The organism is Streptomyces sp. BHT-5-2 (assembly GCF_019774615.1).
Lineage (GTDB): Bacteria > Actinomycetota > Actinomycetes > Streptomycetales > Streptomycetaceae > Streptomyces.
This window is the reverse complement of the sequence record NZ_CP081496.1, coordinates 231721-252479: the sequence shown is the minus strand read 5'-3', so window position 1 is coordinate 252479 and position 20759 is coordinate 231721. Positions and strand designations below refer to the sequence as shown.

The 20759-nt window shown below is 74.4% G+C and carries 17 protein-coding genes; 6 read left to right on the top strand and 11 right to left on the bottom strand.

All coding sequences use genetic code 11. The features are described 5' to 3' along the window. Window positions 1–77: 77 nt before the first annotated feature. Both K2224_RS01120 and K2224_RS01115 read right to left on the bottom strand, forming a co-directional pair. Window positions 78–1085, bottom strand: a complete 1008-nt coding sequence (locus K2224_RS01120) for a glutamate ABC transporter substrate-binding protein (RefSeq protein WP_221904748.1) — start codon at window positions 1083–1085, stop codon at window positions 78–80. A gap of 14 nt (window positions 1086–1099) precedes the next feature. Then, on the bottom strand, window positions 1100–2581 hold the full coding sequence (locus K2224_RS01115; RefSeq protein ID WP_260693396.1) for a hypothetical protein: 1482 nt from the start codon (window positions 2579–2581) through the stop codon (window positions 1100–1102). 430 nt (window positions 2582–3011) lie between these two features. Here K2224_RS01115 and K2224_RS01110 point away from each other — a divergent pair, with 430 nt between their 5' ends. Together K2224_RS01110 and K2224_RS01105 are read left to right on the top strand one after the other, a co-directional pair. After that, a complete protein-coding gene (locus K2224_RS01110; protein WP_221904742.1) occupies window positions 3012–3704 on the top strand; it encodes a FadR/GntR family transcriptional regulator in 693 nt (230 codons plus the stop codon). 299 nt (window positions 3705–4003) lie between these two features. Continuing rightward, complete coding sequence (locus tag K2224_RS01105; protein WP_221904741.1) at window positions 4004–4345, top strand: hypothetical protein; 342 nt, start codon at window positions 4004–4006, stop codon at window positions 4343–4345. Window positions 4346–4402: 57 nt separating this feature from the next. On the opposite strand, the gene K2224_RS01100 is transcribed toward K2224_RS01105, so the two are convergent. From K2224_RS01100 to K2224_RS01065, 8 genes are all read right to left on the bottom strand, one after another. Beyond that, the gene (locus tag K2224_RS01100; RefSeq protein WP_221904740.1) at window positions 4403–5395 is read right to left on the bottom strand and encodes an N-acetylglucosamine kinase; all 993 of its coding nucleotides are present in this window, start codon (window positions 5393–5395) and stop codon (window positions 4403–4405) included. Next, entirely contained in the window at window positions 5386–6765 is a 1380-nt protein-coding gene (locus K2224_RS01095; RefSeq protein WP_221904739.1) for a 6-phospho-beta-glucosidase, read from the bottom strand. Before K2224_RS01095 ends, K2224_RS01100 begins: the two co-directional genes overlap by 10 nt. A gap of 8 nt (window positions 6766–6773) precedes the next feature. Next, a complete protein-coding gene (locus K2224_RS01090; protein WP_221904738.1) occupies window positions 6774–7676 on the bottom strand; it encodes a carbohydrate ABC transporter permease in 903 nt (300 codons plus the stop codon). A gap of 6 nt (window positions 7677–7682) precedes the next feature. Continuing rightward, a complete protein-coding gene (locus tag K2224_RS01085) occupies window positions 7683–8639 on the bottom strand; it encodes a carbohydrate ABC transporter permease (RefSeq protein ID WP_221904737.1) in 957 nt (318 codons plus the stop codon). A gap of 10 nt (window positions 8640–8649) precedes the next feature. After that, window positions 8650–10071: an ABC transporter substrate-binding protein gene (locus K2224_RS01080; RefSeq protein WP_260692268.1), complete on the bottom strand. Its 1422-nt coding sequence runs from the start codon at window positions 10069–10071 to the stop codon at window positions 8650–8652. Window positions 10072–10173: 102 nt separating this feature from the next. After that, the gene (locus K2224_RS01075) at window positions 10174–11310 is read right to left on the bottom strand and encodes an ROK family transcriptional regulator (RefSeq protein ID WP_260693395.1); all 1137 of its coding nucleotides are present in this window, start codon (window positions 11308–11310) and stop codon (window positions 10174–10176) included. A gap of 480 nt (window positions 11311–11790) precedes the next feature. Beyond that, a complete protein-coding gene (locus K2224_RS01070; protein WP_221904735.1) occupies window positions 11791–12129 on the bottom strand; it encodes a hypothetical protein in 339 nt (112 codons plus the stop codon). A gap of 140 nt (window positions 12130–12269) precedes the next feature. Continuing rightward, entirely contained in the window at window positions 12270–13355 is a 1086-nt protein-coding gene (locus K2224_RS01065) for a mechanosensitive ion channel family protein (protein ID WP_221904734.1), read from the bottom strand. 289 nt (window positions 13356–13644) lie between these two features. On the opposite strand from K2224_RS01065, the gene K2224_RS01060 reads away from it, so the two are divergent. Further along, window positions 13645–14181: an HNH endonuclease gene (locus K2224_RS01060; protein WP_018088296.1), complete on the top strand. Its 537-nt coding sequence runs from the start codon at window positions 13645–13647 to the stop codon at window positions 14179–14181. Window positions 14182–14256: 75 nt separating this feature from the next. On the opposite strand, the gene K2224_RS01055 is transcribed toward K2224_RS01060, so the two are convergent. Then, window positions 14257–17214, bottom strand: coding sequence for a beta-N-acetylglucosaminidase domain-containing protein (locus tag K2224_RS01055; protein ID WP_221909355.1), 2958 nt, complete (start codon window positions 17212–17214; stop codon window positions 14257–14259). Window positions 17215–17798: 584 nt separating this feature from the next. On the opposite strand from K2224_RS01055, the gene K2224_RS01050 reads away from it, so the two are divergent. From K2224_RS01050 to K2224_RS01040, 3 genes are all read left to right on the top strand, one after another. Further along, the gene (locus tag K2224_RS01050; RefSeq protein ID WP_221904733.1) at window positions 17799–18059 is read left to right on the top strand and encodes a hypothetical protein; all 261 of its coding nucleotides are present in this window, start codon (window positions 17799–17801) and stop codon (window positions 18057–18059) included. Between the two features lie 6 nt (window positions 18060–18065). Next, window positions 18066–20258, top strand: a complete 2193-nt coding sequence (malQ, locus tag K2224_RS01045; protein WP_221904732.1) for a 4-alpha-glucanotransferase — start codon at window positions 18066–18068, stop codon at window positions 20256–20258. Window positions 20259–20363: 105 nt separating this feature from the next. Further along, the gene (locus K2224_RS01040) at window positions 20364–20612 is read left to right on the top strand and encodes a hypothetical protein (RefSeq protein WP_221904731.1); all 249 of its coding nucleotides are present in this window, start codon (window positions 20364–20366) and stop codon (window positions 20610–20612) included. Window positions 20613–20759: the final 147 nt, after the last annotated feature.

Genomic DNA, 20759 nt, shown 5'->3' with positions numbered 1-20759 from the left:
TCCGGCGCCCCGTGGCGCACCCGTCCCCCGGCTCCCGGCCCGCTGCGCGCAGCAGGCACCGACCGTCCGCGCCGCCCTCAGTCGCCGTACTCCGGTGCGGGCGGCCCCGATATGCCGGGCAGATCGGCCTGCAACCACTTCCGGTACGCCCGCATCCAGGGACTGTCGTCCCCGCCGCTGCGGTAGTCGTCCAGGACCTTGTTGACCCGGCGCACCAGATCCGGGTCGTCCTTGTTCATCGCCACCCCGTACGACTCGTCGGTGAACGGCCGGCCCTTCAGCTCCACCGTCGGGTCCTGCGCCGCCTGCGCCGCCGCCAGCGCACTGTCGGTGACCACCGCGTCCGCCTCGCCCAACTGGAGCCGCACCAGGCAGTCCAGCTGGTTGGGCGCGGTCAGCACCTTCGCACCGTGGTTGCGCCGCGCCAGCTCCGCCTCGCCCGTCGAACCCGCCGCGGTGCACACCCGCCTGCCGCGCAACGAGTCGTCGAACGCCGTGATCGGCGACTCCTTCGGCGCCAGCACCTGCTGCCCCGCCTGGAAGTACGCCGTCGAGAACGCCACCTGCTCCTTGCGCGCGCAGTTGATCGTCATCGTCCGCACCACCATGTCCACCGTGCGCTGCCGCACCGCCGGGATCCGCTGGTTGGTCGGCACCGCCTGGAAGACGACCTTGGCGTCCGGCCCCAGGATGTCCTGGGCGATCGCCCGCGCCAGGTCGATGTCGAAGCCCTCCAGCCGGCCGGTGTCCCGGTCGCGGTACCCCCACCGGTAGGTGTTCTGGTCCACCCCGACGACCAGTTGGCCCTTCTTCCTGATCCGCTCCACCGCCGGCCCGTCGGCGGGCGAGGGCCGCAGGCTCTGCGCCGCCGTGCCCGGTGTGCACCGCGCCGCGGCCGGTGCCGCGTGCGGCGTCCCCGGCCCGTACGAGCGGTGCGTCGCCACCGGGCCCGGGGCGTCCGGGCGCGCCCCATGGCCCAGCGCGGGCACCAGCACCGTCGCGGTCGCCGCCATCACGGCCATGCCCGCCACGACCGGCGCCAGGACGGCCCGCAGATTCCGCAGCCCCCGCCCGCGCGTCCCCATCTCCCCGGACCTCCTCACCGGTACTCCGACAGCCTGCGCCCGATCCCCAGCACCGCCGCGACCGCGGCCACGACGGCCAACACCCCGGCGCCCGCGGCCAGCAGGCCGAACGCCGCCCGCCCGCGATCCGCCGCCGACCGGAACCGCGCCTGCTCATGGACGAGCGCTCGCTCCAGCCCGGTGTCGACCCGGTCGAACGACGCGCCCGTCGAGCCGCCCCCGCCGATCACCTGCGCCAGCGCCCGGTGGTAGTCGCCCCGGTCGTCCGCCGCCCGCGCCGCGGCGTGCCGGGCCCGCCACTGCCCCAGGGCAGCCACCGCGTCCCGCACCGGCCCCCGCCCCGTCTCGTCGCCCGCCGACACCAGCGCCCGCCCCAGCTCCCCCGCGCCGCCCACCGGGCCCGGGCCGTCCGCCGGGCCCGCCAGCCGCCCCATCTTCGCCTGGAAGTCGACCTCGTAGAAGTCCTTCTGGTCGGCGGTCAGCACCGCGCCGCGCGCCACCAGCGTCAGATTCTCGTCCGCCCGCGCCCGCAGGGCGTCGATCCGGGCGGTGTTGAGCACCTGCAGCGACCGGGCGCCGTGCGCATCCGCGGCGGTCAGCCCGGCCCGCGCCACGACGTGCGCCGCCACCAGCCACAGCAGCACCGCCACCGAGGCCGCCGTCGCCGCCAGCAGACCGTGGTTGAACACCCGGTTGGTGCGGCGGTGGTGCCGGCGCTGCGCCCACACCAGAGCGGCCAGCGCCGGCGCCCCCGCGGCCAGCGCCCACCACGGCCGCGCGGTGGCCCGCTGCACGTCGGCGGCGAGCCGCTGGCGCTCCGCGTCGTACAACTCCCGGGCCGCCGGGAGGAGTTCCGTCCGCATCCGCTCGTTGGCGTAGCGCAGATAGGCGCCGCCCAGGGGCAGCCCCTGCCGGTTGTTGGTGCGGGCCGTCTCGATCAGCCCGGTGTACCGCGGCAGCAGGGTGTTCAGCCGGGCGATCTGCGTCCCGGCCGGATCCGCCGCCCGGCCCTCCGGGCCCGGCACCCGCGCCTGCGCCGCCGCCTTCACCAGCAGCCGCGACGCGGTCGCCAGGTCCTGCTCGTAGCGCGCCCGGGTCGCCGGGGACTCCGTGCCGCCCGCCAGGAACCCGCCGGCGGCCGTGGTGTCGGCGTCCGCCAGCGAGCGGTAGATGCTCGCCGCGTCCGCGGTCAGCGGCTGGCTGCGCAGCACCACGTCGTCGGCGGCCCGCGACCGGTCCGTCACCTGCCAGGCGGTGGCCGCCCCGAACACCAGGAGCAGCAGCGCCAGCACCGCCCCGATGGCGCGCAGCCGCCCCGGCTCGGTCGTCGCGGCCGCCCGCAGCCGGTCCACGCCCTCGGCCCACGCGGTGCGCCGGCGCGCGGCGGACGGCTCGCCAGGGCCGCCGGGCGCCCCCGGGGGCACCGAAGCGCCGGACGGCAGAGCGGACGCCGAGGACTCGGACGACACCGACGACACCGACGACACCGAGGACATCGACGACACCGACGAACCACCCCCTGGGTCGCTGACTGCGGGCCGGTCCCGAGCCCGGCGCCCGCGGGCACGAGGCGCACGGCCGTCAGTATGTCCGTGTCCCCCGGTCGGCACACCGGACTTGACCCGATCTTGTTCGGAACGCCGAACGCCCCGCGGTCCTCCGACGGCCTTCCGCCGGCGCCCCACCACCCTTCATCACGCCCGCCCGCCGCCCCCGGTTCCCCGCATTACGCTTACGAGGAGTCGCCGATACCTGGCGACCGGGATCGGACGCTCCGCCGCCGGCCGCCGCCCCGGGTGACACGCGTCCGGAGTCCCGCCCCATGGGACCCGCACCGCACGAGAGCCCCACGACGCCCGCGCCGGACCCGTCCGCCTCTCCGCGACGGCCGAAGACGTCCGTCCCGCCGAGAAAGGGAGTGATCGAGTGCAGTCCGTCCGCAAGGGCCGGGTGTCGCTCGTGGAGTCCGCGACCGACGAGATCCGCGGCCAGATCGTGAGCGGCACCTGGCCCGTGGGCAGCCGCATCCCGCCGGAGAGCGCCCTGTCCGAGGCCCTCGGCGTCAGCCGCGCCTCGGTCCGCGAGGCCGTGCGCTCGCTCGTCCACTCCGGACTCCTCGAACCCCGCCAGGGCGACGGCACGTTCGTGATCTCCGACGACGACAGCGCGGTCGCCCTCCGCCGCCGTCTGGAGCGCGCCGAGCTGAGCCATGTCACCCAGGTCCGCCAGGGGCTCGACGTGGTCGCCGCCCGGCAGGCCGCCAAGCACCGCACCGACGCCCAGCTCGCCGGCATCGAGGCCGCCCTGGAGCGCCGCGGGGCCGCCCTCGCGGCCCACGACAGCGAGGCGTTCACCGCGGCCGACGCGGAGTTCCACATCCTGGTCGCCGAGGCCGGCGCCAACCCCGTGCTCGCCGACATCTACCGCTCCCTCAGCACCGCCCTGCGCGCGGAACTCCGCCGCGCCGCCTGCCTGGACACCGCCGACGCCGCCGCCACCGACCCGCACTCCCGCCTCACCGACGCCATCCGCGCCCGGAACCCCCAGGCCGCCGTCGACGCCGCGGTCCAACTCCTCGCGGGCCACGTCCGGGACCTGGCACTGCCACTGGACGACTGAGGGGCGGGGGAGGGGCCGGGCCGTGGTGGTCGGGTGCGGACGCGCCCACCGGCCGGGCCACCCACCGCGCCACCGCACGAGCGACCGGCCGGACGACCGCCCTCGGCGCGCACCTTGCCGCCTCGCGCCCCCGCGCCACTCCCGCGCGCCGCTGACGACCCCACCCCGATCCGACTACTCTGAGTGACGAAGGTTGGTTCTCCCGCCAACCCTCGAAGCAACGGAAACAACGGAAGCAACGGAAGCAACGGAAACGACGGACGTCACGGAATCAACGGAATCGACGGAGGAACGACGCCATGCGCCGCATCAGCCAACTCCTGACCCCCCTCACCAAGACCGGCTCCAAGATCGGGTCCAAGACCGCCTCCAAGGTCGCCACCAGGGCCCCGGCCGCCCCCGCGCCCACCGCCCCGGCCACCGGATTCCTCACCATCGGCAGCACGACCTACATCAACCCGACCGGCACCTACCCCCTCCTCCACGCCCCCGACGGCGCCCTCACACCCATCGCCAACGACACCGACCGCCCCATCACCATCATCACGGAAAGCGACCTCTCCCCGCCCCCGCCCGCCCTCGTCCTGGCCCCGGGCGAACGCGCCGAGACCCGCAGCGGCGACTGCGTCCAGGTGGGGTGAGTCACCGGCAACCGCGGTGACGGGCGGGTACTTCCCTCTATGCCCATTCCTCCCGCTCTATGCCCATTCCGCCCGCAGGCGGGTGTAGGCCCGTCGGGGCGGTCCGGGGGTCGCCCGGTCCAGTGCGTCCAGGGCGGCGCCGAGGACCGGGGGCGCGGTGAGGAGGTGCGGGACGGCCTTCGGCGCCCGGGCGGCGAGGAGTTCGGTGACGTGGTCGTGGAGAAGGGGGTGCCGGGCGGCGAGGATGCCGCCGCCGAGGATGACCGGGGTCGGTTCGGAGAGGAGGTCGAGGCGCTGGAGGGCGACGGAGGCCATCAGGGCGATCTCCTCCGCCTGGCGGGCCACGAGGGAGCGGGCGACGGCGTCGCCGTCCGCCGCGACGGCGAAGAGCAGGGGGGACAGTTCGTGCCGGCGGTCGAGCGGGATCCGCCGCAGGTGCAGGGCCTCGATCAGTTCTGCCATCGTCGTCAGGCCGAAGTGGGCCGGTAGCGCGCGGGCGAGTTCGCTCGGTGTGCCGCGGCCGTCCTCGGCGCGGGCGGCGTGCCACAGGGCCTCGTCGGCGAGGAAGGAGCCGCCGCCCCAGTCGCCGGAGATCCGGCCGACGGCCGGGAAGCGGGCGGTGGCCCCGCCGCGGCCGACGCCGACGCAGTTGACGCCGGCGCCGCAGACCACGGCGACGCCCAACTGCTCGGCGCCGTCCGGGAGTCCGGCGCGGAGCAGGGCGAAGGTGTCGTTGCGTACGGTGACGGCGTCCGCCCAGCCGCGGGCGACGATCTCGGTGGTCAGGCGGGTCACTTCGACGGGGAGGTCGGCGTTGGCGAGGAAGGCGGAGAGCTGGGCGGCCGGGCCGTCGGCGGGCAGTCCGGCCCGGCGCCGGGCCTCGGCGATCAGGGGGGCCAGCACGTCCACGGCGCGGGCGGTGCCGACCAGATGCGGCTGGAAGCCGCCGCCGCGGGCCCGGCCGAGGACCCTGCCGTCGGTGGCGACCAGCACCACGTCGGTCTTGCTGTTGCCCGCGTCGACGGCGAGCGCAGTGCCGGTCAGGCCCACGTGAGGTGCTCCCGGTTGTGTGCGATCAGCGCGTCGGCGAGCCGGTCCGCGTGGTCGATCTGGCCGATGAGGGGGTGTGCGAGGAGTGCGGTGAAGACCCGGTCGCGGCCGCCTTTGAGGGCCGCGTCCAGAGCCAGGTGCTCGTAGGCCGTGACATTGGCGACGAGCCCGGCAAAAAGGGGGGCTAGGGGGCGGAGGGGGAGGGGGGAGGCCCCCCGGGAGCCGACCGCGGCCGGCACCTCGATCACCGCATCGTCCGGCAGGAACGGCAACGTCCCGTTGTTGAGGGTGTTGACGACCTGCACATCACCGACCAACTTCCCCTCGGCACCCCACCCTTCACCACCCGCCCCGTCCCCGGCCCGTAGGCCACCCCCCGCGTCGGAATCCGCCCCGCCCCCGCCCGCCAGCAAGGACGACGTCAGGGCTACCGCTGCCTCGGAGTAGAAGGCGCCGCCGCGGCGGGAGAGGAGGGCGGGTTTCTCGGCCAGGGCCGGGTCGGCGTAGAGGCCGAGGAGTTCGCGTTCGAGGGCGGCGACCTCGGCGGCGCGGGAGGGCTTGGTGCGCAGCTCCGCCACCACCGCGTCGTGCCGGTAGTAGTAGCGCAGGTAGTAGGAGGGGACGACGCCCAGGTGGTCGAGGAGCGCGCGGGGCATGCGGATGTCGGCGGCGACCGCGTCGCCGTGTTCCGCGAGGAGCCGGGGCAGGACGTCCTCGCCGTCGACGCGGACGGCCCGCTCCCAGGTGAGGTGGTTCAGGCCGACGTGCTCCAGCTCGACGCGTTCGGGGGCCACGCCGAGCAGCCCGGCGAACTTCCGCTGGAAGCCGATGGCCACGTTGCACAGTCCGACGGCCTTGTGCCCGTGGGTGAGCAGGGCCCGGGTGACGATGCCCACCGGGTTGGTGAAGTCCACGATCCAGGCGTCCGGGCAGCGGCGGCGGACCCGTTCGGCGATGTCCAGGACGACCGGGACGGTGCGCAGTGCCTTGGCGAGGCCGCCCGCGCCGGTGGTCTCCTGGCCGACGCAGCCGCACTCCAGCGGCCAGGTCTCGTCCTGGTCGCGGGCCGCCTGCCCGCCGACCCGCAGCTGGAGCAGGACGGCGTCGGCGCCGTCGAGTCCGGCGTCCAGGTCGTCGGTCCAGGTGACGGTGCCCGGGTGGCCCTGCCGGGCGAAGATCCGGCGGGCCAGTGCGCCGATCAGCTCCAGCCGCTCGGTGGCCGGGTCGATCAGGACGAGTTCGCCGACCGGCAGCACGTCCCGCAACCGCGCGAAGCCGTCGATGAGTTCGGGGGTGTAGGTCGAGCCGCCGCCGACCACGGCGATCTTGACGGGGGAGTGCGGGGGGCGGCCCCCGGACGTTGGCAGCATGAGCGGTTTCAGCCCTTCACTCCGGTGAGTGTGACGCCTTCGACGAAGGCTTTCTGCGCGAAGAAGAAGACGACGATGACGGGGGCCATGACCAGTACCGTCGCGGCCATGGTGAGGTTCCAGTTGACGTTGTGCGCGCTCTTGAAGGACTCCAGGCCGTAGGAGAGCGTCCAGGCGGCCGGGTTCTGGGCGGTGTAGATCTGCGGCCCGAAGTAGTCGTTCCAGCAGTAGAAGAACTGGAAGAGGGCGATGGCGGCGATGCCGGGGCGGGCCATGGGGAAGATGATCCGCAGCAGGGTGCGGAGTTCGCCGCAGCCGTCGACCTTCGCGGACTCCACATATTCCTGAGGGATCGTCAGCAGGAACTGGCGGAGCAGGAAGATCGAGTAGGCGTCGCCGAACGCCATCGGGACGACCAGCGGCCAGACCGAGCCGGTCAGGTGCAGCTGCTGCGCCCACACCAGGTACATCGGGATGACGACGACCTGGGGCGGCAGCATCATCGTGGAGATGACGAGCAGCATCGCGGTGCGACGGCCGCGGAAGCGGAAGCGGGCCAGCGCATAGGCGACCGGGACCGCCGAGCAGACCGTGAAGAGGGTGCCCAGGCCCGCGTAGAGCAGCGAGTTCTTCCACCAGTCGAGGAAGCCGGGGGTGGTGAACACGCTGGCGTAGTTGGACCAGTTCCACTCGTGCGGCCAGAGTTCGCCGCTCATCGCCTGGTCGTCGTTCATGACGGAGGTCAGCAGGACGAAGACGAACGGGAGGAGGAAGAAGAGGGCGGCGGCGACGGCCACCGCGTGCACGGCGATCCAGTGCAGCAGCCGTCTGCGGCGGGCGCCGGCGGCCTGGGTGCCGGTGGCGCGGGGGGCGCGGGCGGCCGGGCGGCGGGGGAGCGTGGTGGTGGTCATGTCGGATCAGTCCTCCGCCGGGAGCAGGCCGGCGCCCTTGCGCATCAGCAGGGTGGTGACGGCCATCGCGAGGGCGAACAGCACCAGCGAAAGGGCGCAGGCGGCGCCGGTGTTGAAGTTCTGGAAGCCCAGCGAGTAGACGAGCTGCGGCACGGTCAGGGTGGAGTGGTCCGGGTAGCCGGGCTGGATGACGGTGCCGGGGCCGAGGGAGACGCCGGAGGCGAGTTTCCCGGCGACCAGCGCCTGGGTGTAGTACTGCATGGTCTGTACGACACCGGTGACCACCGCGAACAGCACGATCGGGGTGATCGTCGGCCAGGTCACATAGCGGAACCTCGCCCAGGCGCCGGCGCCGTCCAGTGCGGCGGCCTCGTACTGCTCCTTCGGGACGTCCAGCAGCGCCGCCATGAAGATCACCATCAGGTCGCCGATGCCCCACAGGGACAGCAGGACCAGCGACGGCTTGGCCCAGGCCGGGTCGTTGAACCACTCCGGGCCCGGGATGCCGACCGCGCCGAGGATCTCGTTGACCGGCCCGGTGGCCGGGTTGAGCAGGAAGACGAAGGCGACGGTGGCGGCCACCGGCGGCGCCAGATAAGGCAGATAGAACGCGGTGCGGAAGAATCCGGCGCCCGATTTCACCTTGGTGACGAGCAGTCCGATGCCCAGTCCGAAGACGACTCGCAGCGCCACCATCACCACGACCAGCCAGAGCGTGTTCCACAGCGCCGGCCCGAACAGCGGCATCTGGGTCAGCACGTATTTCCAGTTCCGCAGGCCCACGAACGCGGGCTGCTCGATCTGGTTGTAGTGCATGATGGAGAAGTAGCCGGTGGCGATCAGCGGGTAGCCGAAGAAGACCGAGAATCCGACGAGCCAGGGGGAGAGGAATCCCAGGATGCGCAGGCGTTCGCGGAGGTGTTTGCGCCGCAGCGCCGGCGCGGGGGAGGCGGTGACTGCCATGGGTGCTCCGTCAGTTCTCGGACTGGAGGTTGTCGGCGTCGATCCGGGCGTCGAGGGCGCGCAGTCCGGCGTCGAGATCGGGGACCTTTCCGGCTTCCACGGCGTAGGAGAAGTCCTGGAGCGAGGTGACGTACATGTCGCCGTTGTCGGACGGGGGCAGTGCGGTGCTGTGCGGATTGCGGACGATGTCGAGGAAGGTGCGGAACTCCGCGTCGGCGTCCAACTCGGGGGAGACCAGGGCGGCGTTGGTGGACGGGACGTTGTGGATGGCGTTGGCGAAGGCGACCACCTGGTCGGTGTCGACGGTCAGGAACTTCACCAGTTCCCAGGCCGCGTTCTGATGCCGGCTGCTGTGCGCGATGCCGGCGACGGTGCCGGTGAGACAGCCCCGGCCGTAGGTGTCGGCACGGTCGTCGGGCACCGGCATCGGCGCCACGCCCCAGTCGAACGGCGCCTTCGCCTTCCTGAGCATCAGGCCGCGCCATTCACCGTCCATGTGCATGGCCACCTTCTGTCGCAGAAAGGCGTTCTGTGCCGACATCTCCTCGCCGAACGTGGTGCGGAACTTCTCCAGCGGGCCGTATCCGCCCTGGGCGACGAGGAGTTCGCGCTGGGTGGTGAAGAATTCCCGGGTCGAGGGTTCCTCGGCGAGCCGCGCTTTTCCGTTCCGGTCGAAATACCGCGGGCCCCACTGTGCGAAGAGCCGGTCCGGGCTGTTCTGGTACAGCCGGAAGTCCGGCATGAAGCCGACCTGTCGGTAGCCGCCGTTCCCGGTGCGCCGGGTGAGTTTCCCGGCGTCCCGTTCCAGCTCCGACATGGTGCGCGGCGGCCGGGTGATGCCGGCTTTCCGGAAGGCGTCCTTGTTGTAGTACAGCCCGTAGGTGTCGGCGAGCAGCGGCAGCGCGCACTGCCGGCCGCGGTACTGCGTATAGGAGAGCAGGGGCCCGGGAAAGACCTCCTCCTTCACCACGCCGCTCTTGTGCAGAAAGGGGTCGAGGTCCGCCCACATTCCGGAGGAGCAGTACTGCCCGACGTTGTTGGTGGTGAACGACGACACCACGTCGGGTGCGTCGTCGCCGCCGGCCCGCAGCGCCTGGTTCATGGTGGCGTCGGAGACGTTCCCGACCGCCTTCACGGTGATGTTGGGGTGGCGTTTCTCGAACCGCGCGATGCTGTCGTCGATGGCCTTGACCTCGCCGGCGTCGGACCAGCCGTGCCAGAAGGTGAGGGTGACCGGCCGGGTGGGGTCGTCGCGGTCGCTGCCGACACTGGGGTGGGCGCAGCCGGCGGCGAGCAGCCCGGCGGCCAGCACCACGGGCAGCGCCGCCGGCCGCCCGGTCCGGCCACGGCGGCGGGCGCGGGGGCGCGGGCGGCCGTGCGGTCGTGGTCGGGCACCCGGGCGGGGGAGCGGCATGAACGGCACGAGCGGCATGCGGACTTCCTTACGTCGGGGGGTCCCGGGCGCCCGGACGGGCTCCGGCCGTGACGGTCGCCGGGCCCGTTCGACGTACAGGACGGGCCCGGGGCCGGGGGCTCAGCCGGTGTCGAAGACCGCGTCGCGGGTCTCCGCCAGTGCCGTGCGCAGCGCGCCGGTGAGGATGGGGTCGCCCGCGATGTCGCTGATCCGGATCTCCGGGCGGGGCAGCGCGAGCCCGGTGAACTCCGCCTCGACCAGGGCCCGCAGCGCCTCCCCGCCGGCCTGCGGCACCTCGCCGGAGAGCACCACCAGGCGGGGGTCGACCACCGCGACCACCGCGGCCAGGCCGGTCGCCAGCCGGCGCGCCACCTCGGCCCGTACGTCGTCCCGGGCCAGTGCCTCGGCGACGGTGCGGACCTCGGGGGCGCCGGAGGCCCGGGCGAGGGCGAGCACGCTGGGCGTGCCGACCAGTTGCTGGAAGCCGCCGCCGGCGTCCGGCCGGGCGGCGCTGCGGTCGCCGTCCCGGGCCAGCCGGGCGCCGGGCAGCGGCATGTAGCCGATCTCGCCGGCGCCGCCGGTGGCCCCGCGCAGCAGCCGCCCGTCCAGCACGATCGCGGCGCCCACGCCCTCGTCGACCCACACCAGCACGAAGTCGTCGAAGTCCTGGGCGGCGCCGTCGTGCTGCTCGGCCACCGCGGCCAGGTTCACGTCGTTCTCGATGACGACCGGGACGCCGAGGGCCTCGGCCAGCTCCTCCTTCAGCGTCCGCGACTGCCAGCCCGGCAGGTGGGGCGCGTACCGCAGCAGGCCGGTCTGCGGGTCCAGGGCGCCGGGGGTGCCGATCACCGCGCGGTGCAGCTGTTCGCGCGTCAGCCCGGCCTCGGCCAGCGCCCCGTCGACGGCCCGTGCGACCAGCCGGGCGGTCTGTGCGGTGGCGCCCTCGGGGCCCGGCCCGGTGCCGATCCGCTCCTCGCCGAGCACCCGGCCGGTGAGGTCCGCGACGGCCGCGGTGATGCCCAGCTGGTCCACGGCCAGCGCGGCGACGTGTGCGGCGGCCGGATTCACCTCGTACAGCTGGGCGTTGGGCCCGGGCCGGCCGGTGACGTTGCCGGTGGTCCGGACCAGCCCGGCCGCGGTGAGCCGGGCGAGCAGCTGGGAGGCGGTCGGCTTGGACAGCCCCGTCAGTTCGCCGATCTGGGTGCGGGTCAGGGGGCCCTGGGAGACCAACAGGTCCAGTGCGGCCCGGTCGTTCATCGCCCGCAGCACCCTCGGCGTGCCCGGCGTTCCCTGTCCTGCTGCGGCCATGGTTACTGCCCACCCCGTGTTCCGTGCGGATGCCGATCGGGAGCCGACGACCGGGAATCGACGACCGGGAACCGATCGGACGTCGATCGGACGTCGACCGGAAGGTGTCTGTTAGGAAACCTTCCAATTACTGGAAGGAAAGTAGGGCGGCCGTCGGGTGCGCGTCAATGGCCCGGACGGAGGTTTCATACGCCCGGGGCGGGGCGGGGCGGGGCGGACGCGGCCGGTGGGGTCGGGTGGGGTCGGCCCCGGCGCGGAGAGAGGGGCGCCCGGCGGTCGGCCGGCGCGCCCCTCGGTGTTCCCCCGTGTCCCCCGTGTCCCCCGTGTTTCTTGATCCCCCGTCTCTGTGTTCCCCCGTGGTCACGGGCCGGCCGGCGTCCCCGTCGGCTCACCGCCCCGCCGGCCGCCCGTTGGGTACGTCGCCCGGTCTCAGCCCTCTTCCCAGCCCACGCTGCCGACGCCGGTGCCGCCGTCGCAGGTGGCCTCGGAGTGGTCCCGGGCGCCCGGGTTGAGGGTCCGCCAGGGGCCGGTCTGGTCGGGCCACCAGCCGCAGACCACGGTCACCCGGAAGCCGATGGTGCGGTTGGTGTTGTTGGTGCAGTCCGCGGTGCCGCGGCGTCCGTCGGAGTTCGTGGTGCAGGTGAGGTCGTTCTTGATCTGCGGCCGCGCCGTGGCGGACGCGGGGGCCGCGGCGGTCAGGGCCCCCGCGCTGCCGAGCATCAGAACCGAAGCGACGGCCCCCGTGGCCACGCGATTGCGGATCTTCATGGTGAAGTCTCCTTCTCCGTCCTTGGTGTCGTTGGTGCCGACACCGTGGACACGAAGCGGGACCGCGCCCCGTATGACAGAGGCGCATGTGATCTGGGTCACATGCGCCTCGTCGTCCGTCTCCGGCCCCGCCTACGGGGCTACTGCTTGTCCAGCTGCGGCGGCGGGATCGGTGTCGTCGCCTGGGACTGCGGCGACGACGGGTTGCCGAGCGCCGAGGGGGCGGCGATCCCCGAGGACGGGTCGCCCGGCGCCGCCTCGTCCTCCTCGGCCGGGCGCGGCGCGAGGTGTATGCCCGCCGCGTCCAGCGCGTGCTTGATGCGCCAGCGCAGCTCCCGCTCGACGCCGGCCGCCTTGCCCGGCATGGTCTTGGCCGACACGCCGACCGTGACGGTGTCCAGTGACACCTCGCTCAGGCCCAGCACCTGCACCGGCTCCCACAGCTGCTCGTTCCACGGCTCGGCCTTGGACATCGCCTCGCCGGCGTCGGTGATCACCGTGCGGGCCCGCTCCAGGTCCTGGTCCGCGGCGATCAGCACGTCCACACTCGCGGTGGACCAGCCCTGGCTGAGGTTGCCGATCCGCTTGACCTCGCCGTTGCGGATGTACCAGATCGCACCGTTGGCACCGCGCAGCTTGGTGACCCGCAGGCCGACCTCGATGACCGTGCCGGTGGCCACGCCCGCGTCGATCTCGTCGCCGACGCCGTACTGGTCCTCCAGGATCATGAAGACGCCGGAGAGGAAGTCGGTGACGAGGTTGCGGGCGCCGAAACCGATCGCGACACCGGCCACGCCGGCGCTGGCCAGCAGCGGCGCCAGGTTGATCTGGAGCACCGAGAGCACGGTCAGTGCGGCGGTGCCCATGATCACGAACGAGGCGACGCTGCGCAGCACCGAGCCGATCGCCTCCGACCGCTGCCGCCGTCGCTCGGCGTTGACCAGCAGCCCGCCCAGCGCGGTGTGCTGGGCCGCGGCGGCGGTGCGGTTCATCCGCTCGATGAGCTTGGTGATGGTGCGGCGTATCACATGCCGCAGGACCACCGCGATCACGATGATCAGGACGATCTGCAGGCCGGACGTGAGCCACGTCCCCCAGTTCGCCTGTATCCAGTCGGCGGCGTTGGTGGCCTTCTGGGTGGCCTCGTCGAGGGAGGTCGGACCGGTGGAGCCGGACGCGGCGGTGCGCAGCGGCACGGCGGCGGCCGACGGGGCGGACCAGTACACAGCGGAACCTTCCGTGAGGGACAGCACGCCCGGCCCGCTCTGGGACCCGAGAAGCCGGGCAGACCTACCACACTAACGGGGCAACGCGGGCGGACCGCGCCTGTGTTCGATCAAGGAGCTTCCGAGAAGGTCGGAATGAGCCGGATCCGTAGGGGTCTGCGACCCTGTGGTCGAAAACACCTCCGGCCCGTTACCCGGTCATGGTGGCGCTCCGACCAGGCACCGGGGGACACTGTGGGGAGATCGTCCCGGCGCGAGCCACGCGCCGCCGGCGTACAAGGAGGCACCCGTGCCGCATGTCCTGGTCCTCAATGCGTCGTACGAGCCGCTCGGCGTCGTACCGCTCCGCCGCGCGCTCATCCTCGTCCTCAATGAGAAGGCCGTCAGCCTTGAGGAATCCGGCGCCCTGATGCACAGCGCGACCCGTGTCATACCGGCTCCGAGCGTGGTCCGCTTGAAGCGGTTTGTGAGAGTGCCCTTTCGGGGCCCCGTCCCGCTGACCCGTAGGGCGCTGTTCGCCCGGGACGGCGGGCGTTGTATGTACTGCGGTGGCGTCGCAACCAGCGTCGACCACGTCATCCCGCGCAGTCGCGGCGGCCAGCACACCTGGGAGAACGTCGTCGCCGCCTGCCGGCGCTGCAACCACGTCAAGGCCGACCGCCATGTCGCCGAGATCGGCTGGCGGCTGCGTCATCAGCCCGCCCCGCCGTCCGGACTGGCCTGGCGCATCATCGGCACGGGGCATAGGGACCCGCGCTGGCTGCCCTACTTGCAGCCGTACGGCGCGGACGACGCGTTGGCCCGGATCGATGCCGTATCGGCGTAGATCCGGGTTTTTGCGTCATGCGGGACGGCGGTCCCGGTGTGGCGGGGGCTCCCAGGGGCCCCCGCCACAGACGCGTCACCCTGCCGCCACCGCGTACGCCTCCACGCTCCACAGCGAGTAGCCGAACCGTGTCGCCCGCTTGTCGCCCTGGATCCGGACGTAGCGGGCGTCCTCGGCGTCCATCCGCACCGCCTCCCGGCCGCCCTTGCCGTCGGCGACCGTGGCGGCGGTCCGCCAGGTGTGCCCGTCGGACGAGACCTGGACGCGGTAGGCGGCCGCGTAGGCGTCCTGCCAGTGCAGGACCACCAGGCCCAGCCGGGTCGGGCGGGGCAGCGCGAACTGTAGCCAGGCGGCGTCCTCGGCGGGGGAAGACCAGCGGGTCCTCGGGTCGCCGTCGGTGGCCGCGGACGCCGGGAAGTCGTCGTTCTCGTCGCCGGACGAGGAGGTGTCCGCGCCGCGCGCCAGATCGGGGCCGCCGGTGGGCGGGAAGACCCGCAGGGTCAGCTTCTGCTGCCGGCCGGCGAAGGCGACCGAGACCTGGTACGTCCCGGAGGGGGTGTCCTTGGGGATGTCCACGGTCACCGGGACGAGCGCGGTGCCGCCCCGCGGGGCGGTCACCTCCTTCGGCGCGTGGACGGTGAAGCCCTTGGGGGCGGTGACCGCCAGCGGGCCGTGCACCTCGCCGGGGCGGCGGGAGGAGATCAGGGCCTCCACCGCCGCCCGGCCGCCGGTCTGGGCGTCGGTCTCGGTCCGGGACAGCTCCAGGCCGGCCTGCGGGGTGTCGTCGAACCACGGCGTGAGCGCGTGCACGGACGGTGCCGGGGTGTTGCCGGCCCAGGTCAGCCGCACCGCGTCGGCCCGCAGCCCGGCCGTGCGGGCCTCCGTCCAGCCGGTCGCCGACAGCGGGCCCAGGCGCTGCCAGCCGGAGCCCGGCACATGCGCCTCCAGGGAGACCGCGCCGGCCGCCGGGCCCGGATCGGTGAGCGCGCCGACCGCGGCCAGCGGCCTGACGCGCGGGAAGGGCACGGTCAGCGCCGTGCGGCCGTCGCCCCGGTCCGGTGCCGGGACGTTGCCGTGCGCGCCCGTCCAGGCGTCCGCCTCGGTCATCGCGCGGTCCAGGAACGGCGCCAGCACGCCCTTGCCGACCGTCGCCGGGCTGCCGTCCAGCTGCGTCCGCAGCCGCAGCACCGTGCGCTGCGCCGCCCAGGCCGCGTCGCCGTCGTCCCGGGACTGTGCCAGCAGGGTGTCCACGGCCTGCGCCCCGGCGTCGCCGAAGCGGGCCAACTGCTCGGCCCACGGCCCGATTTCGGCCCGCAGGTCGGAGGCCAGGCCCCGGGGCGCGGCGCTCATGGTGCGGAACGCGGCCCGCAGCGACCGTGCGGCCTCGGCGAAGTCCGGGTCGTCCCCGGGCCGGCCGCTGTTGACGGCCGCCGCGCGGGTCTTCCAGAAGCGGTCGATCAGCGGCCGGAGGTATCCCGACTCCTCGCCGTCGAGCAGTGACGACGCGGTGTTCCCGGCCAGCGTGCGCAGCGCCGTACGGGCCCCGGGGTCGGCGCCGGCGAGGTCGTCGACGGCAGCCGCCCAGGACTGCGCGGGGCGGTAGTCGCGCGGGTTCCAGGCGTAGTCGGCGGCGGTGAACAGCGGGATCCGGGACGCCAGCGGCTGCTCCATGGCGTTGGCGAGCAGCGCCGCCGAGCCGGTGGCGACGGCCGGTTCGCGGCCGGTGTAGGGGCCGAGGAAGATCCGGTCCTGGGCGTAGTCGTTGACGGGGTAGTTGTCCATGGTGACCAGCGGGTGGCCGAACGCCGCGCGGGCGGCGGCCAGTTCACCGCCGGTGATGGTCCGCGGCACCACGCCGACGCCGGTCCAGGCCACCTCGACCCGGTCGTTGAGGGCCGCGGCCAGCGCGCCGCGGTAGGCGGTGGCCCCGTCCTGGTAGTACTCGGTCGGCATCAGGGACAGCGGTGCGGCGCCGGGGTGCCGCTCGGCGAGGTGCCGGGCCAGCGCGTTGGCGACGCCGGCCTGCGCCTTGGCGGCGGCCTGCGGCCCGGTCCCGAAGGTCTCGGCGTCGGCCGCGCAGTGCCACTCGCTGTAGCTGACGTCCTGGAACTGCAGCTGGAAGGAGCGCACCCCCAGCGCCCACATCGCGTCCACCTTGCGGCGCAGCGCCCGCAGGTCGTCCTCGGAGGACAGGCACATCGCCTGGCCGGGCGCCACCGCCCAGCCGAGGGTGACGTGGTTGGCACGGGCCCGCTCGGCCAGGGCCCGGAAGTCCGCCCGCTGCTCGGCCGGGTACGGGTCGCGCCACCGCGCCTGCCGGTACGGGTCGTCGCCCGGGGCGTAGAGGTACTGGTTCTGCTTGGTGCGGCCCATGAAGTCCAGCTGGGCCAGCCGCTGCGCCCGGCTCCACGGCTGCCCGTAGAAGCCCTCGGTGGTGCCGCGCACACCGGTGGCCGGCCAGTCCCGGACGACCACGGAGGCCAACTGCGGCTCCCCGCCCTGGCCTTCGGTGACCAGCTGCCGCAGGGTCTGCGCGGCGTGGAAGAGGCCGTCCGGGCCGACGCCGTCCAGCGCGACGGTGTCCCGGCCGGCGACCTGGCCCACCGCCAGGCGGTAGCCGCCGGACGGCAGATCGCCGCGGGCCGGTACCCGCAGCGCCCGCAGGGCGTCGTCCGCGGGCGCCCCGCCGGCCAGCAGCACCGGCCCGTCCGCGGGCAGCCGGTCGCCGGGCGCGGCCTGCCGCACGGTGCGCACCCCGGCCTCCCGCAGCAGCCCGCGCAGCACGTCGAGGGTGTACGGGTCGGTGTCCGGCGCGGCCACCAGCACCGCCGCCGGGCCGAGCGGCACCGCCGCGCCGAGCTGCCGCACCGACTGGGGGCGCGGCCAGACCGCGGGCGGGACGCCCGCGTCGGTCGGCCGGCCCGGCTGGTCGGGGGTGCCGGCCGCCGGGTCCGCCGGGGCCGCCTGGGCGGCCGGTACGCCGCCGAGCAGTCCTCCTATGACGGCCGCGGCCAGTGCGGTGGTGCCCGCCACCCGCGCCCGGCCGCCGCTCCTGCCCGTACCGGCTCTTCCGCCCCATACGCCCCGGATTCGCACGGTCGCTCCTCGTCCCCGTCTCTCGTGCTCACCGGCTCCCGCCGGTTCCCCCTGTGTGCCCCGTCATATATCGCGTCGTCCGGCCGTCGCGGCGGCACCGCGCGCCAGGGGGCCCGACCGGCGGACGGGAGCCGCGGTGCGGGTGTGGTGGTCGTGGTGCGCGCGGTACGGAACCGGGGGTTCACCACCCGTCGGTACCGGTTCGGACAGACCTTCGGCCGTGAGCCCACCATTGTCGCGGTGAGGGTGTCAACCGGGCCTCGGGCGCGCCCCCTACCCTCCGCCGGTTCGTCCCTTTCCTCCCCGGGGGCGGCCGGGTCGCAAGCCTTCCGTCGCCGCAGGAATTGCGTCGCGGAGGCCCGTCGCGCGCCGTTCTCTGCGTCGGGCGGCGCTCCTCGCCGTCAAATCGCCGGTCGGGGCCGTATTGTGACGTGACTCACGTTTGCTGGGTGAAGACGTCTGCGGTCGTGTCGACTGGGTAGGGCAGACGTGTCCCACTACCGATGAACGGGAGGCCCCTCGTGGCCGCATCCGCTCAGTTGCTCCTCGACGCCCTGGCCTCGAAACCCGGCGGTGAGTCCGGGCTCTTCGACGGGGTCTCCGGCCCCGACTCCGGCCTGGAGGGCTCCGGCTCGTTCAGCTTCACCGAGCCGCCGCTCACCAGCGAGCCCCCGCTCGCCGACAGCGCCCCGCTCACCAGCGAGGTCCCCATCACCGCCGAACTCCCGCTGACCAGCGAACCGACGGCCACCGGGCTGGGCACGGAGTCGATGGAGGTCTGAGCCGCCATGGGCCGCGCCCGGCTCGCCCGGCTCCACGGCATCGCCACGTCCTACGAGCCCGCACCGGGCCGCACCGTCCACGTCTCCGAGGACACCGTCGTCGCGGTGCTCGCCGCACTGGGTGTCGACGCCTCCACCCCCGAGGCCGTCCGCGCCGCCCTGGCCGCCCACGACGAGACCGCCGGCAGCGCCCTGCTGCCGCCCACCGTCACCGCCCGCGCCGGCCGTCCGCCGCGGCTGCCCGCCCTCCCCGACGGCACCGTCCTGAGCGTCCGCACCGAGGACGGCGCGCTCGTCGGCGCCGAAGTACGGGACGGCGCCCCGCACGGCGGCGCCCGGGACCCGGCGGCGCTCGCCGAGCTGCCCCTCGGCGTCCACGAACTCCACGCCACCGCCCCCGACGGCCGCACCGGCCGGGCCCGCCTGATCGTCGCGCCCGGCACCGTGCCCGCCCCGCCCGGCCGCAGCCACGGCTTCCTCGTCCAGCTCTACTCCCTGCTCTCCCGGCACTCCTGGGGCATGGGCGACCTCGGGGACCTCGCCGACCTCGCCGCCTGGTCCGGCCGCACCCTGGGCACCGGTTTCGTCCAGCTCAACCCCCTGCACGCGGCCGTCCCCGGCCCGCCCACCGACCCCTCCCCCTACCGCCCCTCCTCGCGCCGCTTCCCCGACCCGGTCCACCTGCGGATCGAGCTGATCCCCGAGTACGCCCACCTGGCCGGCGACGCCCGCGCGCGGGCCGACGAACTGGCCGCCCGGGCCGGGGAGTTGCGCGACGCCGTCCTCGACCGCGGCGGACTGATCGACCGGGACGCCGTCTGGGACCTCAAGCGCCGGGCCCTGGAACTCCTCTGCGCCGTCCCGCTCGGCCCCGGGCGGCGCGCCGCGTACTGCGACTTCCTCGCCGAGCAGGGCCCGGCCCTGGACGACCACGCCACGTGGTGCGCGCTCGCCGAGCGGCACGGCCCCGACTGGCGCTGCTGGCCGGCCGGTCTGCGCGACCCCCGCTCCGCGGAGACCGCCCGGGTCCGCCACCGCCTGCTGGACCGCATCGACTTCCACTGCCGGCTCGCCTGGTTCACCGACCAGCAGCTCGCCGCCGCCCAACGCGCGGCCCGCGAGGCCGGGATGGCCGTCGGCCTCGTCCACGACCTCGCCGTCGGCGTCCACCCCTGTGGCGCCGACACCTGGGCCCGGCAGGACGCGTTCGCCGCCGGCATGTCCGTCGGGGCGCCGCCGGACGCCTTCAACTCCCGCGGCCAGGACTGGGGTCTGCCGCCCTGGCGCCCGGACGCCCTGGCCGCCGCCGGCCACGCCCCCTACCGCGAGCTGCTGCGCGGTCTGCTCCGGCACGCCGGCGCGCTCCGCATCGACCATGTGATGGGCCTGTTCCGGCTCTGGTGGATCCCCGAGGGCCGGCCGCCGACCGACGGCGCCTACGTCCGCTACGACGGCGAGGCGATGCTCTCGGTGCTCGCCCTGGAGGCCCACCGGGCCGGGGCCGCCGTGATCGGCGAGGACCTCGGCACCGTCGAGCCCGGCGTCCGCGAGGCCCTCGCCGAGCGCGGCGTCCTCGGCACCTCCGTCCTGTGGTTCGAACGGGACTACGGCAACGGCGCCCGGGCCGACGGGGACCGGCCGGGCGACGCGGGCGGGACGGCCGACGGGGACGGCCCGGCGGCGGTGGACGGCCGGGTGCCGCCGGGGGCGGTCACCGAGGAGGCCCGGATACTCGCCCCCGACGAGTGGCGCGCCGGCTGCCTGGCCACCGTCACCACCCACGACCTGCCGCCCACCGCCGCCCGGCTCGCCGGCGCCGACGTCGCCCTGCGCGCACGCCTCGGCCTGCTCACCGGCCCGCCCGAGCAGGAGCGCGCCCGGGCCGGCCACGAGCTGCGCGAGTGGCTCGGCGCGCTGTCCCACCACGGCCTGCTGCCCGAGGGCGCCGGCGACGAGGAGGCGGTGGTCAGGGCCGTCCACCGCTTCCTGCTGCGCACCCCGGCGCGGATGGTCGGCATCTGGCTCCCGGACGCGGTCGGCGACCGCCGCCCGCAGAACCTCCCCGGCACCTGGCAGGAATACCCCAACTGGCGCCTGCCCATCGCCGGCCCCGACGGCCGCCCGCACACCCTGGAGGAGCTGGCCGCCTCGCCCCGGCTGCACGCCCTGATGCGCGAGGTGGCGGAGCTGGTGGGCTGACCGCGGCCCGCCGCGGGCGACGCCGGCGGGCCGTCCGGCCTGCCGGTATGCCGCTTGCCCCACCCCGGACGCGCGGGGCGGGGCACCGTCCGCTACGTTGAACGGGTGAGCAACAAGGTCAAGAACACCGCCGTGCGCGCCGGAACCGTCACCGCCGGCACCGCGCTGATGCTGCTGATGTCGTCCCCCGCGTTTGCGCTCACCCGCGACGACGGTGACGACCCGGGTCCGGGCCTGAGCGTGATCGAGACGCTCGGCCTCTACGTCGTGACGCCGATCGTGCTCTTCCTCGTCATCGCCGGGCTGGTCATGGTGACCGACAAGTCCCGCAAGCAGGCCAGGTCCAAGGGCTGATCCGCAGCCCCGCGCGGGCCCGGCCAGCTGCCCGCGGCCACGACGCGGACGCCTTCACAGGGGCGCCCACCGGTTCTTCCCGGACCGGTGGGCGCCCCTTTCCGTATGCGCGGACCAACGATCACGAAATACCGGACACAGAGGGGC

Excerpts from the sequence above, each read along its gene's own strand:
- K2224_RS01120 (WP_221904748.1), bottom strand. The coding sequence starts at position 1,085 with ATGGGGACGCGCGGGCGGGGGCTGCGGAATCTGCGGGCCGTCCTGGCG.
- K2224_RS01115 (WP_260693396.1), bottom strand. The coding sequence starts at position 2,581 with ATGTCCTCGGTGTCGTCGGTGTCGTCGGTGTCGTCCGAGTCCTCGGCG.
- K2224_RS01105 (WP_221904741.1), top strand. The coding sequence starts at position 4,004 with ATGCGCCGCATCAGCCAACTCCTGACCCCCCTCACCAAGACCGGCTCC.
- K2224_RS01095 (WP_221904739.1), bottom strand. The coding sequence starts at position 6,765 with ATGCTGCCAACGTCCGGGGGCCGCCCCCCGCACTCCCCCGTCAAGATC.
- K2224_RS01090 (WP_221904738.1), bottom strand. The coding sequence starts at position 7,676 with ATGACCACCACCACGCTCCCCCGCCGCCCGGCCGCCCGCGCCCCCCGC.
- K2224_RS01085 (WP_221904737.1), bottom strand. The coding sequence starts at position 8,639 with ATGGCAGTCACCGCCTCCCCCGCGCCGGCGCTGCGGCGCAAACACCTC.
- K2224_RS01080 (WP_260692268.1), bottom strand. The coding sequence starts at position 10,071 with ATGCCGCTCGTGCCGTTCATGCCGCTCCCCCGCCCGGGTGCCCGACCA.
- K2224_RS01075 (WP_260693395.1), bottom strand. The coding sequence starts at position 11,310 with ATGAACGACCGGGCCGCACTGGACCTGTTGGTCTCCCAGGGCCCCCTG.
- K2224_RS01070 (WP_221904735.1), bottom strand. The coding sequence starts at position 12,129 with ATGAAGATCCGCAATCGCGTGGCCACGGGGGCCGTCGCTTCGGTTCTG.
- malQ (WP_221904732.1), top strand. The coding sequence starts at position 18,066 with ATGGGCCGCGCCCGGCTCGCCCGGCTCCACGGCATCGCCACGTCCTAC.